Raw genomic sequence first — 13,728 nt, 5'->3', positions numbered from 1 at the left:
ACCGCGGCCGCCGCGATCGTCATCGTCGTCACGGCCGCGCGAGCGCGCGCCGCGATCATCGTCGCTGGCGAACCGGCCATATTCGTCGCGGTCCCGGTCGTTGCTTCCGCGTCCACGGCCGCCGCGATCGTCGTCCTCCCAGCGTTGGCGAGCCGCGCGGGAATGTCCCTCGCTATCGCCGAACCAGCCGCCTTGGCCGCGGTCGCGGCCGCCGCGTCCCTCATCGTCACGGCCACGAGAGCGCGAGCCTCCACGATCGTCGTCGCCGGCGAACCGGCCGTACTCGTCTCGGTCGCGCCCCCGCGATCCATAGCCGCCGCGATCATCGTCGCTCACGAAGCGTCCGTACTCGTCACGGTCGCGTTCGTTGGAGCGCGAGCGATAACCGCCGCGATCGTCGTCGTCGCGGAAGCTGCGGGACTCGCCGCCCCGACGCGCGGCCCAGCCACGACGCGAGGCTTCGGAATGCCCCTCCGAGTCGCCGTACCAGCCACGCCCATCGTCGTCGTCACGTCCGCGCGACCGGTAGCCACGATCCTCGTCGTCCCGACCGCGAGACCGGCCCCGATCGTCGCTGGTGAAGCGGCCCTGATCGTCGCGGTCGCGACCGCCTTGTTGTCTGGCCATGGGATCCTCCTGTTGTTGGCCTTGGGAGAAGTCTGAAATCTCAAGCGCCACCAAGGGCGTAGGCCGAGGACGACCGCCGCGCGCCGCAAGCGCTTCCTTGCGCTGGCGCAGTTCGCGGCCCAGCGCCTCGACATCGACGCCGGCCGCCCGGGCCTTGGCGAAGATGCCGGAACCCGGCTTCTCCTCCTCGGCCACGTGATGCTTGATCTGCTCGGACAGCACCTTGAACTTGGCGTCGCGGTACGGATCGTCCTCGTCGCTGGCCAATAGGTCGGCGATCAGGACCTTGGCCCCGTCATGCTCCACCTGGGCTTCGTTCAGCGGCTCGTCATCGGACGCCGCTTCGCGACAGGCGGGATAGAAGATTTCCTCTTCCAGACGCGTGTGCGCGATCAGTTCGGCGCAAGCTTCCCGGATGATGGCGGTCTTGCGGGCCGGCGCGGCCTTTTCGTAGTCCTTGAACAAGGCCTCGACCTTGCGGTGGTCGGCCTTCAACAGCTCGATGCCGTCGGTCGTCGTCACCCCGGCCTCGGTCGCCTTGGACGCCGTCGCCTGGGTGGATGCGGCGCCCGAGGTCGGGCTCTGGGTCGCGGAGGCCTGGTTCTGCTTTTCGTCGCTTCCCGACGCCGCGGCGTTCGACGCCGGCTTGGCGTCGTTGTCTTCCTGCTTGGCCATAGAGGCGTTTCCCATTGTGCGTGAAATCCGCCAGCGCATCGCCCTCGAACGATGCGACGGATCGTGGGCAAGAACGGCGCCGAGCCGACCGACGTTTCGGCCAATGTCAAATGTAATAGATTGAAAACTCTACAGTAATGGCGCTTCCAACTACCCATTCGGCCACGCTTTCGAGCGACCCGAAGGCCTTGTGATCGCTACGGTTTCGCGCCTCGCCCCGAGCGGGCGCGACGTCGGCGCGGAACTTTGAGACGTTGTTCATCCAAGCCGGGAGGCGGGCCGTATCTCCCCAAGACGATCGATGTCGTGAGGGATTTGATGACCATCGCGAAAGGATGGAAGGTGTTGGGCGCCGTGCTGAGCGCTAGCGCCTTGACCGGCTGCTCGGGCCTGGCGACCGTCAACGCGCTGCAGCCCAGGGGCGGGGTGACCATTACTCGCGACATCGCCTATGCCGGCGGCGAACGCGGCAAGCTGGACATCTATCGCAACGCCCGCGCCGACCGTCACGCCCCGGTGGTGGTGTTCTTCTACGGCGGCGGTTGGGACTCCGGAAAGAAGGACGACTACGCCTTCGCCGGCGCGGCCTTGGCGCGCGAGGGCTTCGTCGCCGTGGTTCCGGACTATCGGATCTATCCCGAGGCGCGGTGGCCCGCGTTCGTGCAGGACAGCGCCGCGGCGGTCGCCTGGACCAAGGCGCACATCGCCGACTATGGCGGCGACGCCCACAAGCTGTTCCTGATGGGCCATTCGGCCGGCGCCTACAACGCCGTGACCCTGGCGACGGATCGGCGCTGGCTGGCGGCGGTTGGAATGGCGCCCGAGCGCGACCTGAAGGGCGTCGTGGGCTTGGCCGGCCCCTATGACTTTCTGCCGCTGCGCAGCGACCGGCTGAAGATCATCTTCGGACCGGAAGGCCAGCGTCCCGACACCCAGCCGATCAACCATGTCGACGGCCGGTCCCCGCCCCTGCTGCTCGTCACCGACGCGGGCGACAAGGTGGTGGACCCGGGCAATACGACCCGAATGGCCCAGCGGGTCGGCGCCGCCGGCGGCATCGTCGAAACCCGGACCTATAAGGGCCTGGACCACGCGCTTCTGATGGGCGCCGTCGCCGCGCCGTTGCGTTTCCTGGCCCCGGTTTTGAGGGACAGCACCGATTTCATGCGCGCGCGGCTGGCGGAGGCGGACCGGTGATCCCGCTCCTCGCCGCCATCCTGGTCGCGATGCTCGCCATCATGAGCTGCGGCTGGTTCGTTCAGCGCGCGGCCAACAATGGCGGTTGGACGGACGTGTTCTGGACCTACGGAACAGGCGCGACCTGCGCGCTGGCCGCCCTGGCTCCCATGGCGGGCGCGAGCGGGCCCAGCTGGCGCCAGATGATGATCGCCGCGCTGGTCGCCGCCTGGTCGCTGCGTCTTGGGACCTATGTCGCGATCCGCGTGGCCAAGGGGGCCGAGGACGTCCGCTACGCTCAGTTGCGCAAGGAGTGGGGCGACAGCTTTCCCCGGCGGATGGTCGGCTTGATGCTGATCCAGGCTCCGGCCACGGCGCTCTTGGCGGTGTCCATCCTGTTCGCCGCGCGACAGCCCGCGCCCGATTTTCGCCCCGCCGACGCGCTGGGCCTCGTGATCCTCCTCGGCGCCATCCTCGGAGAAGGCATGGCGGACGAGCAGATGAAGCGCTTCAAGGCCGACCCCGCCCATCGGGGCCAGGTCTGCGACACCGGCCTGTGGGCCTGGTCGCGGCACCCCAACTACCTGTTCGAGTTCGTCGGTTGGATCGCCTATCCGGTGATCGCCCTGAACCTGGCCGACCCGTGGAGCTGGCTGTCCCTCATCGCGCCGATCGTGATGTTCGCCATCCTGCGGTTCGGTACGGGCGTGCCGCCGCTGGAGGCCGCCATGGTCGCCTCGAAGGGCGAAGCCTATCGCCGCTATCAGGCCCGGGTCAGCCCCTTCCTTCCCCGCCCGCCCAAGGAGAGCAACACATGAGCGCCGTCGCCGCCGTCATCAACGCCTTCGAGGGCGCGCCGCTGCCCGACGCCCTGCGCCGCGCCGCCGTCAGCTTCCTCGTCGAGGGGGCGCGTCGCGGCCTGCAGGGCTCGGCCGCCGAGATCGACGCCGAATTCGCCCGCGAGATGGCGCGACGTCCCATCGCCGAGCACACCAAGGCCGCCAACGACCAGCACTACGAGCTGCCGGCCGCCTTCTTCGAGCGGGTGCTGGGCCCTCGGCTGAAATACTCGTCCTGTCTCTACCCCAGGGGCGACGAGACCTTGGCCCAGGCCGAGATCGCGGCGCTCAGCGCCACCTGCGCCCACGCCGACCTCGAAGACGGTCAGGACATTCTCGAACTGGGCTGCGGCTGGGGCTCGCTGAGCCTGTGGATGGCCGCGCACTATCCCAACGCCCGGATCACCAGCGTCTCCAATTCCGCCTCGCAGCGCGCCTTCATCGAGGGCCGCGCCGCAGCGCTGGGTCTGTCGAACCTGACCATCGTCACAGCCGACATGAACGATTTCGCGCCGAGCCAGCGGTTCGATCGCGTGGTCTCGGTCGAGATGTTCGAGCACATGGCCAACTGGCGCGAGCTCCTGACCCGCGTCCACGGCTGGCTGAAGCCCGAAGGCGCCCTGTTCATCCACGTCTTCAGCCACCGGACGACCCCCTACCGCTTCGACGTCAATGATCCGGCCGACTGGATCGCCCAGCACTTCTTCACCGGCGGCGTGATGCCTAGCCACGGCTTGATCCGCCAGTTCGACGACCTGTTCGCCGTCGAGGCGGACTGGGTGTGGAACGGCTCGCACTACGCCAAGACGGCCGAGGACTGGCTGGCCAATTTCGACCGGCACGCCGAGGAGATCGGCCAGGTGATGCGCGAGGTCTATGGCAAGGACGCCAAGCTGTGGACCCGTCGCTGGCGGCTGTTCTTCCTGTCGACCGCCGGGCTGTTCGGCCACGCGGGCGGCGAGGAATGGGGCGTCAGCCACTATCGCCTGCGACCGGCGGCCAAGGCATGAGAACGCTCGTCTCCTACGTCGCGACGGCTCTGGCCTTCCTGCTGCTGGACGCCTGCTTTCTGACGCTGGCGGGGCCTGGCGTCTATCGGCCGACCCTCGACCCGATCCTGGGCGAGACCGTGCGGCTCGCGCCGGCGATGCTGTTCTACGCGCTGTACGTCGCCGGCCTGACGCGCTTCTGCGTCGCGCCGGCGCGGGGCGCGTCCTGGACCAAGGCGCTATCGGCCGGCGTGTTCCTGGGCCTGGTCGCCTATGGGACTTACGACCTCACGTGCCAGGCGGTGATGCGCGTGTGGACCTGGCGCATCACCTTGATCGACCTGGCCTGGGGCGCGTTCGCCAGCGGAACCGCCTCGGCGGTCGGGGCTCTGGTGGATTCCAGGATCGGTGGCCTAACGAACCGAGCCGAACAGCGCTGACCGTTCGGATCAGGTGATCGCCGCCGCATCGCTGGCGGCGATCACCCCCATCGCCTCGCGCGTTCGGGCGGCCTTGCGGCGGAAGGCTTGGCGCTCGGTCTCGGCCATGGTCTCCAAGGTCCGCAAGGGCATCATCATACGCCCCTGTCCCCGCAGCCGCGCCAGGTTGCGGTCGAGGAAGTCCCAGTAGAGGGCGTTGAACGGGCAAGCGTTGTCGCCCAGCCGATCCTTGACGTCGTAGCGGCAGCCCCGACAGTAGTCGCTCATCCGATCGATATAGGCGCCGCTGGCCGCGTAGGGTTTGGACCCGACGACTCCGCCATCCGCGAACGTGGCCATGCCGCGCGTATTGGGCATCTCCACCCATTCGTAGGCGTCGGCGAACACGACCATGTACCAGTCATCGACCGCGTCGGGATCGACTCCCAGCAGCATCGCCAGATTGCCCGTCACCATCAGCCGCTGAATGTGATGCGCGTAGGCGTGGTCGTGCGCCGCACGCACGGTGTCGGCGACGCAAGCCATGTCGGTCTGGCCCGACCAGTAGAAGCCGGGCAGCGCGCCGCGCGCGCCCAAGGCGTTGAGGCGACCATATTCGGGCATTTTCAGCCAATAGACGCCGCGCACGAACTCCCGCCAGCCGATGATCTGGCGGATGAAGCCCTCGACCGCGTTCAGGGGCGCGCGCCCTTGTCGGTAGGCTGCTTCCGCGCGCCGACAGATATCCAAAGGATCCAGCAGACCGATGTTCAGCGCCGGCGAGATCAGACCGTGCCAGAGGAAAGGACGCCCCCAGGCCATGGCGTCCTGCCAATCGCCGAACGCGGGCAGCATATCGTTCAGGAAATGCTGGAAGACGGCCTCGGCCTCTTCGGCGTTGGTCGGCCAGCCAAAAGGCTCGACGGCGCCGAAATGGTCCTCGAACCCCTCACTGACCCGCCCGATCACCGCGCGCGTGACGGCGTTGGGCGTCACGCGCAGCCGATCCGGAGGACGGACGCCGGCCGGCAGCTTGCGGCGATTGTCGGCGTCGAAGTTCCAGCGACCGCCGGCGGGCTGGTCGCCGTCCATCAACAGCCCGGTCTTACGGCGCATCTCGCGGTAGAAGTACTCCATCCGCAGCTCGCGCCGGTTCGCCGCCCAGCCCGCGAACGCCGCCCGGGAACAGATGAAGCGGTCGTCCTCGCGCGTCTCGATCGGGACGCCGAGTTCGAGCGCCGACAGACGCGCCTCCAGCGCCCACTTTCCGCAGGCCGTTCGGATCACGCGATCAAAGCCGCCCTCGGTCAAGACGCGGCGGATCTCGCTTTCGATCGAGCCCGTGTTGTCGGGATCGTCCAGACCAACATAGCGGACGTCCAGGCCTTCGCGCCGCAGTCCCTCGGCGAACTGCCGCATCGCAGACCAGACCAGAACCAGCTTTTGCCTGTGATGCTTCCAGGCCCTGGCCTCGACCCGGCTCTCGACCATCAGCACGACGTCGTGGCCGGGCCGCACGCCTTCGAGGGCGGACAGGTTTCTGCTCAGCTGGTCGCCCAGAACCAGCCGCAAGCTTCTCACGGCGCGCGATCCAGGCCCACGTCCTGGAGCGTATTGTCGAAGCCGAGGGCGCGGATGCGGGACTTGAGGGCGGCCAGCTTGGCGGCCGGAAGGCCGGGCGTGCGCGCCAACAGCGCCACGAACTTGCCGTCGGCGGTACTGGCGATCATCCAGCCGTAGTTGTCGCCGTGGTCGATCACCCAGTACTGGCGACGGATGAGGCCGCCAAAGAAGCTGGCCTCGAACTTGGCGTTGGTCGTCGGATCGACGATCCGGGCCGAGGTCGCGACATGACGCTGCGGGCCGTCACGATCCCCGACGTGACAGACCTGATCGATGTGAAACCCGTCCTTGGGCGCCTTGGCCCAGACCTGATAGGCGCCATGGCAATTGCGCTGACGATCATTGGGTGTACGGACGATCTCGTACCAGCGCCCCATGAAGCGATCGATGTCGATCGCCTGGCGCGGCTCTGGCCCGGTCGTCGCGAAGGCCAGGGCGGGCGCGGCGAAGGCCAGGCCGGCGGCGGCCAGCCCCGCCAACAGGCGGCGGAAAAGAGGACGGGAAAACGAAGGGCTCGGCATCGACGGCTCCAGAACGCGGTGTCGGCTTACGTCTGTTGAGCTACGGGCGGACCGTCCGATCGGATGTGTCTCGGGCGGCGTCTTTCAGCCGCGCCTTTTGACGGGACACCCCGGAACGATTTCGTCGTGAAAATCGTATCCTGGATCCATCCGGGGCAAGGCTTGGCCCGTATAGTGGTCATGTATGCGAATCGACACGCGGAAGCTCGACGCCATGGCGCACGTTCGGTGACGTCCTCGGCGCGCGCCTATGATGGTCTGCTGTCGCGCGTCGCCCAGACGCGCGATCGCGCGGCGTTCGCGGAGCTGTTCGAGCACTACGCCCCGCGCGTAAAGACGCTCCTGATGCGCAGCGGCTCAACGCCCTCGGCGGCCGAGGAGCTGGCGCAGGAGGCAATGCTGCTGGTGTGGCGCAAGGCGCACATGTTCGACCCGGCGCGCGCCTCCGCCGCGGCCTGGATCTTCACCATCGCTCGGAACCTTAGGATCGATAACCTGCGGCGAGGGTCTTCGACCCTTTACGAGCTGGATCCCACCTTCGGCATGGAAGAGCCACAACAGCCCGACGCCATCCTGTGCGGCGCCGAGGACGCCCAAAGGATTCGCGCCGCGATGCGGACCTTGAACCCTGAACAAGCCCTAGCAATTGAAATGGCGTTTTTCCAAGAACAGACCCACGCCCAGATTTCCCAGACCCTCGGGGTTCCGCTGGGCACCATCAAGGCCAGGATTCGGTTTGGCATGATGAAGCTGCGCGCCTTTATCGAGCGAGACGCGGGGGCCTCGGCATGAGCGCGAGACGCCACCCCAGCGAGGAGCGACTGCTGGCCTTCGCCGCCGGCACCCTGAGCGTTCCCGAGGCCGTGGTCGTGGCCACGCACCTCGCCCTTCGCCCCGAGACCCGCGCCTGGGCAGAACTTGGCGAGGCCGTCGGCGGCGCGATGCTGGACGATCTGGCCCCGAGCGGCCTGGAGCCCGACGCCTTGGATGACGTGATGGCGCGCCTGGACGACGCCTCGGACATTGCTACGCCCGTTCCGCGCACGGCGGACCCCAGCCTTCCGGCCCCTCTGCGCGGCTTCGCGCTTGGCACCTGGCGCTGGCTGGGTCCGGGCGTTCACGTGCGCGACGTTCTGGGGCCCCGGGACGGCGACTGCCGCGTGATCCTGCTGCGGATCGCCCCTGGCCAGTCGGCGCCCCGTCACACCCATGGCGGCGTGGAGCTGACCTGCGTCATCGAAGGCGCCTACGCCACCGAGGATGGCGTGTTCTCGCGGGGCGACTTCGAGGAAGCCGACCCCAATGTGACGCACCAGCCTCGCGTGGTCTCCAGCGCGCCGTGCCTATGCGTGGCCGCGCTCGACGGTCAGATCGTCCTGCCCGGTCGGCTGGGTCGCCTGCTCGCGCCGTTCGTCAAGCTTTAGGACGCGGAGCGGATCGCGTGGATCGCGGGCCGCGACACCCCAGTGGCGCCTTTCTAAGCCGCGCGGGCCTTCAAGGCCTTGGCGACGACGGGCGCGAGGGCCTCTCCGATCCGCCGAGCGCCCTCGGCGTTCGGGTGGATACCGTCCTTCTGCAACAGGGCCGGGTTGCCGCCCACGCCCGCCAGGATGTTAGCGTAAAGCGGGACCGAAAACTCTCGCGCCAGGCTCGGATAGAGAGCGTTGAACTCGCGGGCATAGGTCGCGCCGATCGCTGGGGGCGCGCTGACGCCCACCAGCACGGCCCCGATGTTCCGCGCCTTCAGCTTGGCGAGAACCCCGCGCAGATTGGCCTTGGTCTGGGCGGGCTCCACGCCTTGCAGCAGATCGTTGCCGCCAAGGGCCACGATACAGAGCCGCGTGTCGCCCGCGACGCTGAAGCCGACCCGCGCCAGCCCCCCGCCGCTGGTGTCGCCCGAAACGCCGGCCGCTCGAACGATCGCCGGAACACCCCGTCGGGCCAACGCGGCCTGGAGCTGAGCGGGCATGGCGTCACGCGCCGGCAGACCCAGACCGGCGGTGATGGAATCGCCCAGCACGGTGATGACCGGCGGCTTCGGCGCGGCGGCGATCTGGGTCAGCAGGCCCAGGCCGATCAGAAATCGGCGGCGATCTGGAAAACGCTGTGCGGTCGAGGTCATGCCTTCCTATGTAGGTCGTCGACCGGCCGGACAAGACCACCCCTACAGGAAGCGATATGACCGACGACGCCCAACCCGCCGCGCCGCTGGTGCTCGACGCGGTGACGCTGACCCTGCCCTCGGCCGCCGGCCCGGTGAACATTCTGCGCGGCGTCGACCTGGTGGTGAACGCCGGAGAGCGCGTGGCCGTGATCGGTCCATCGGGCTCGGGAAAGTCCTCGCTGATCGCCGTCGGGGCCGGGCTAGAGGAGCCCACCGCCGGAACGGCGCGCCTGTTCGGGCAGGACCTGGCCAAGTTGGACGAGGACGGCCGGGCGCGTTTGCGTCGCGACCGCGCGGCCCTGGTGTTTCAGGCCTTCCACCTGCTGCCCAACATGACCGCCGAGGAGAACGTCGCCACGCCGCTGGAAATCGCCGGCGCGCGCGAGGCCCTCTCCGTCGCGCGCGACTGGCTGGGCCGTGTCGGGCTCTCGGGGCGCCTGACCCACTATCCGCACCAGCTGTCCGGGGGAGAGCAGCAGCGCGTCGCCCTGGCCCGCGCCCTGGCGGCCCGCCCGGCCCTGTTGTTCGCCGACGAGCCGACCGGCAACCTGGACGGCGCCACCGCGGCCTCGGTCGCCGATCTGATGTTCAGCCTCGTCGCCGAGCTCGGCGCGGCGCTGGTGATGGTCACCCACGATCCAGCCCTGGCCAGCCGCGCCGACCGCATCGTGCGGATGGCCGACGGGCGCGTCACGGCGTGACGATGAAAGCCCCCCTCCCCTTCCGGCTGGCCGCTCGGGAATTGCGCTCGGGCGTGCGCGGCTTTCGGATCTTCCTGGCGTGTCTAGCGCTGGGCGTCGCCGCCATCGCAGCCGCCGGCTCGACCGCCGAGGCCTTTCGCCAGGGGCTGGCCAGCCAGGCCCGTGAAATCCTGGGCGGCGACCTCTCCTTTTCGGTCGAGAATCGCGACTTCAACGACAAGGAGCGCGCGACCTTCGACCGTTTGGGCGTCGCCAGCTACGCGGCCGGCGCCCGCGCCATGGCCCAGGCGCCCAGCGGCGAGCGACGGCTGGTCAGCCTGCGCGGGGTCGACGACCGCTTTCCGCTGGCGGGCGCCGTCAAGCTGGAGGGCGCGCAGAGCCTCTCCGCCGCCCTGGCCGATCGAGACGGCCTGCCTGGCGCGGCGGTCGAACCGGCGCTGCTGGACCGCCTGGGCCTGAAGCTTGGCGACACGTTCGAGGCCGGGTCCATGACCCTGGTCGCCCGCGCCCGGCTGATCAGCGAGCCCGACGGCCTGTCTCGAGGTTTCTCACTGGGGCCGCGCGTGCTGGTGCGTCGCGACGTGCTGGAGCGATCAGGCCTGCTGGCGCCCGGCGGACTGTCCAATCGCGCGGTCAGGATCGCCCTGCCGCCCGGCCAGGACCCCCGCGCCGCCGGCAAGGCCGTCCAGGCGGCGCTGCCGGACTCCCACCTTCGAGTTCGGGACCGGCTGGACAGCGCCCCCGGGGCGCGGCGACTGATCGACCAACTGGAATATTTCCTGGGCTTCATCGGACTGGCCTCGCTGGTCGCCGGCGGTCTGGGCGTGGCCGGAGCGGTCTCGGCCTATGTGTCGGCCCGCGAGCCGGCCATCGCGACGCTGAAGGCGCTGGGCGCGGAAAGCGGTCTGATCCGCGGCCTCCACCTGATCCAGATCGGCGTCCTGGCCCTGCTGGGCGTCGCCCTGGGCCTGATCGTGGGCGGCGTCGCGCCGCTGATCCTCGGCAAGATCGCGGGCTCGAGCCTGCCGATCCCCGCCCTCTTCGCGGTCTATCCCTGGCCGCTGGCCAAGGCGGGGCTGTTCGGCCTCCTGGCGGCGGCGGCGTTCTCGCTGATCCCCCTGGCGCGAGCGCGGGCGACGCCGCCTTCGGCCCTGTTCCGTAGAGCGCCCAAGGCCCGACTGCCGGTGGGGATGGAGACGATCGGCGCGCTCCTCTCCGGCGCCGGATTGGCCGTCCTGGCCGTGGCGACCGCGCCCACGCCGCTAGCCGCCGCGATCATGATCGCGGGCGTCGCCGTCGCCTTTGGCCTGCTGGCGGCGCTCGGCCGCGCCGCCGCCTGGACGGCGGGCAAGGCGCGCGGCCTGACGCGCGGTCCGGCCAAGCTGGGTCTGGCCAATCTGGCGGGGCCGGGTTCGGCGGCCAGGACCGCCAGCCCGGCGATCGGCCTTGGCGTCGCGCTGCTGGCGTGCGTGGTGCTGATCCAGTCGGCGCTTCTGGCCCAGGTCAGCGACGTCGCCCCCCGCACCGCGCCGGCCATGGTGTTCACCGAGATCCCCGCCGACCGCGCCGCCGCTTTCGACGCCGCCGTGGCCAGCGTCACGGGACCGCTGAACGCGGACCGGTATCTCAGAATGCCCTTCGCGACGGGGCGGATCGTCGCCCTGAAGGGCAAGCAGGTCGATGTCCAGGCTATCAAGCCGTCCGAGCGCTGGGCGTTCGACAACGATATCAGCCTGTCGCTGCTGGCCAGCGCGCCTCAACAGGCCGGGACCGTCGCCGGCCGATGGTGGACCGCCGACTATGCGGGCCCGCCCGAGGTCGCGCTGAACGTCGAGATCGCCGAGGCCGCCGGCCTGAAGGTCGGCGACACGATCACGGTCCTGATCCTGGGTCGGGAGATCGAGGCCCGCGTCGCGGTGCTGCGCAAGGTGGACTTCGGCGGCTTCGGACCCAACTTCGCCCTGATCTTCAATCCCGCGACGCTGGAGGGCGCCGACCTGCGCAGCGTCGCCATCGCCCGCCTGGATCGGGACCGCGAGGCGACCTTGACCCGGAAGCTGGGCCAGGAGTTTCCGGGCGTGAACGTGATCAGCGTGCGCGAACAGCTGGACGCCGCCGCGGCCCTGTTCGATCGCCTGGCCCTGGCCGTTCGCGGCGCGGCGGCCGTCGCCGGACTGGCGGGCCTGCTGGTGCTGGCGGGCGCGATCGCGGCCGGCGCCCGGGCCCGGGCCCGCGAGGCCGCCACGCTGAAGGTCCTGGGGGCCACGCGCGCCCAGATTTTGACGGCCTATGTCATCGAATATGGCGCGGTCGGCCTGATCGCGGGCGCGGCCGGCGTTCTCTTCGGCTTCGCGGCGGCCTGGCCGGTGGTGGTCAAGGTGTTCCAGGCCACTTGGAGCGTCGACTGGCGGGGCGTGCTGTCGCTGCTGGCGGGCGCGACCGGCGTGACCACCGTCGGCGGCCTGATCGCCGCCGGCCTGGCGCTGTCCCGACGCCCCGCGCCCGTGCTGCGCGGCGACTGAAGGCTTGAGCCTCGCCGCCGCGCGACGGCTTTACGCCGCCGCCGGCTTGCGCGGGAGAATGAACTCCGCCCGCTTGCCGAAGACCCAACGGTTCAGGCTCAGCGAGAACGCCACCGTGGTCCAGAGCGTGATGAACATCATGTGGATGTAGTGCAGGGGCGTCCAGGCGAAGCTGAACACCGCGTACAGCGCCACGCCGAAGATCAGGCCCGCGATGGCGGCGCGCGGATCGACATTGCGGAACAGCAGGCCGACGATGAACACCGACAGCACTGGCATGCTGGTCAGGCCGTTCAGCTTCTGGACCAGATTGATGATGCTGTCCGCGCCGTCATAGATCGGCACCAGCACCAGCGACACGACGACGAAGGCGATGCTGACCAGCATGCTCAGGCGCGGCACGTTCGGGTTCGGCTGGACATATTTCTCGTGGATGTCGCAGACATAGAGCGCGGCGGACGAGTTCAGCACGCTGGCGAAGTGGGCCAGCACCGCCGAGGCGATGGCGGCGGCGAAAATGCCCGACATCCAGTTGGGCAGGACGTGCCAGACGATCTTGCCATAGGCCGCGTCGCCCAGATGGCCGAACAGCTTGTACGACACGATGCCCGGGATGACGACCATCGGCGGCACGATCAGCAGGCGGACGATGGTCGCGGCGACAACGCCCTTCTGGGCTTCCTTCAGGTTCGGCGCGGCCATGGCGCGCTGGGTGATGGTCTGGTTGGTCGACCAATAGAACATCTGGATGAAGATCATCCCCGTCAGCAGCACGTGCCAGGGCAGCGGCGAGTTGTTGCCGCCGATCATGGTCAGCCGCTCGTGCGGGATGCCGCTGAAGTCGAAGCCGATCGCCTTCAGCGACAGGAACACCACCAACATGCACATGCCCAGCAGCAGGATGCCGCTGAACGTGTCGGTGATGGCCACGGCGCGCAGCCCGCCGAAGATCGCGTACAGCGAGCCCGCCACCGCGAAGACCAGGGCCAGGGTCATGATCGGGATCTGCAGCCCGAACATCGACTTCATCATCAGCGCGCCGGTGTAGAGCGTGATCGGCTGGTAGATGAAGACATTGCCGACCAGAAAGATCGTACCGATCGTCGAGCGGATGCCGACGTTCTTGTACTTCTTCTCCAGAAGCTCGGTCACCGTGGTGCAGTTGTTCTTGTAGTAGATCGGCAGGAACACCCAGGCCAGGATCGACAGGCCCACCACGCCCGACAGCTCCCACCAGGCCAGCAAGGCCATCTGGTTGCCGTTCATGCCGACCAGCTGGTCCGTGGACAGGTTGGTGATGGTGATCGAGCCGGCGATGAACAGCCAGTTCAGTCCCCCGCCCGCCAGGAAGAACTCCTTGTTGCCGCCCTCGACGCCGCGGCCCTGACCCCGGCACTTCAGATAGGTGATCAGCCCGATCAGGGCGGTCAGCCCGGCGGCGATCCAGGCTTGGGTGGTTTGCAGATGCATGG

Annotated in this window: 13 protein-coding genes; 8 read left to right on the top strand and 5 right to left on the bottom strand. The window is 69.0% G+C overall.

Annotated elements, in window-relative coordinates:
• The coding region (locus tag FCU40_RS14690; protein WP_168075879.1) for a hemerythrin domain-containing protein at positions 1 to 1,302 on the bottom strand (1,302 nt) is incomplete at its 3' end.
• Between the two features lie 318 nt (positions 1,303 to 1,620).
• Here FCU40_RS14690 and FCU40_RS14685 point away from each other — a divergent pair.
• The 4 genes from FCU40_RS14685 to FCU40_RS14670 are packed head-to-tail and all read left to right on the top strand — an operon-like array spanning position 1,621 to position 4,746.
• Positions 1,621 to 2,499 (top strand): alpha/beta hydrolase, encoded by an 879-nt coding sequence (locus FCU40_RS14685; protein WP_168075878.1) that lies wholly within the window; start codon positions 1,621 to 1,623, stop codon positions 2,497 to 2,499.
• The gene (locus FCU40_RS14680) at positions 2,496 to 3,296 is read left to right on the top strand and encodes a DUF1295 domain-containing protein (protein WP_168075876.1); all 801 of its coding nucleotides are present in this window, start codon (positions 2,496 to 2,498) and stop codon (positions 3,294 to 3,296) included. Before FCU40_RS14685 ends, FCU40_RS14680 begins: the two co-directional genes overlap by 4 nt.
• Positions 3,293 to 4,327, top strand: coding sequence for a cyclopropane-fatty-acyl-phospholipid synthase family protein (locus tag FCU40_RS14675; RefSeq protein ID WP_168075874.1), 1,035 nt, complete (start codon positions 3,293 to 3,295; stop codon positions 4,325 to 4,327). Before FCU40_RS14680 ends, FCU40_RS14675 begins: the two co-directional genes overlap by 4 nt.
• Complete coding sequence (locus FCU40_RS14670) at positions 4,324 to 4,746, top strand: DUF2177 family protein (protein ID WP_168075872.1); 423 nt, start codon at positions 4,324 to 4,326, stop codon at positions 4,744 to 4,746. Before FCU40_RS14675 ends, FCU40_RS14670 begins: the two co-directional genes overlap by 4 nt.
• A gap of 9 nt (positions 4,747 to 4,755) precedes the next feature.
• Here FCU40_RS14670 and FCU40_RS14665 read toward each other — a convergent pair whose 3' ends face one another.
• Both FCU40_RS14665 and FCU40_RS14660 read right to left on the bottom strand, forming a co-directional pair.
• The gene (locus tag FCU40_RS14665; RefSeq protein ID WP_168075870.1) at positions 4,756 to 6,306 is read right to left on the bottom strand and encodes a cryptochrome/photolyase family protein; all 1,551 of its coding nucleotides are present in this window, start codon (positions 6,304 to 6,306) and stop codon (positions 4,756 to 4,758) included.
• Positions 6,303 to 6,869: a lipocalin family protein gene (locus FCU40_RS14660; RefSeq protein WP_168075868.1), complete on the bottom strand. Its 567-nt coding sequence runs from the start codon at positions 6,867 to 6,869 to the stop codon at positions 6,303 to 6,305. The genes FCU40_RS14665 and FCU40_RS14660 overlap by 4 nt, the downstream gene beginning before the upstream one ends.
• 174 nt (positions 6,870 to 7,043) lie before the next feature.
• On the opposite strand from FCU40_RS14660, the gene FCU40_RS14655 reads away from it, so the two are divergent.
• Positions 7,044 to 7,661, top strand: a complete 618-nt coding sequence (locus tag FCU40_RS14655; protein ID WP_035017084.1) for a sigma-70 family RNA polymerase sigma factor — start codon at positions 7,044 to 7,046, stop codon at positions 7,659 to 7,661.
• Positions 7,658 to 8,293: a ChrR family anti-sigma-E factor gene (locus FCU40_RS14650; RefSeq protein ID WP_168075866.1), complete on the top strand. Its 636-nt coding sequence runs from the start codon at positions 7,658 to 7,660 to the stop codon at positions 8,291 to 8,293. The genes FCU40_RS14655 and FCU40_RS14650 overlap by 4 nt, the downstream gene beginning before the upstream one ends.
• 53 nt (positions 8,294 to 8,346) lie before the next feature.
• Here FCU40_RS14650 and FCU40_RS14645 read toward each other — a convergent pair whose 3' ends face one another.
• Complete coding sequence (locus FCU40_RS14645; RefSeq protein ID WP_168075864.1) at positions 8,347 to 8,991, bottom strand: arylesterase; 645 nt, start codon at positions 8,989 to 8,991, stop codon at positions 8,347 to 8,349.
• 56 nt (positions 8,992 to 9,047) lie between these two features.
• Between FCU40_RS14645 and FCU40_RS14640 the strand changes: the two genes are divergently transcribed.
• Positions 9,048 to 9,734: an ATP-binding cassette domain-containing protein gene (locus tag FCU40_RS14640; RefSeq protein ID WP_168075862.1), complete on the top strand. Its 687-nt coding sequence runs from the start codon at positions 9,048 to 9,050 to the stop codon at positions 9,732 to 9,734.
• A 2-nt stretch (positions 9,735 to 9,736) separates the two neighbouring features.
• The gene (locus FCU40_RS14635) at positions 9,737 to 12,256 is read left to right on the top strand and encodes an FtsX-like permease family protein (RefSeq protein ID WP_168075860.1); all 2,520 of its coding nucleotides are present in this window, start codon (positions 9,737 to 9,739) and stop codon (positions 12,254 to 12,256) included.
• A gap of 30 nt (positions 12,257 to 12,286) precedes the next feature.
• Here the strand turns inward: FCU40_RS14635 and FCU40_RS14630 are convergent, their stop codons facing one another.
• The gene (locus FCU40_RS14630; protein WP_004617739.1) at positions 12,287 to 13,726 is read right to left on the bottom strand and encodes an SLC5 family protein; all 1,440 of its coding nucleotides are present in this window, start codon (positions 13,724 to 13,726) and stop codon (positions 12,287 to 12,289) included.
• Positions 13,727 to 13,728 lie beyond the last annotated feature (2 nt).

It is taken from the genome of Caulobacter sp. SSI4214 (assembly GCF_012184455.1).
GTDB lineage: Bacteria > Pseudomonadota > Alphaproteobacteria > Caulobacterales > Caulobacteraceae > Caulobacter > Caulobacter vibrioides_E.
The sequence above is the reverse complement of the archived record's forward strand: the minus strand, read 5'-3'. Positions and strand labels throughout refer to the sequence as shown.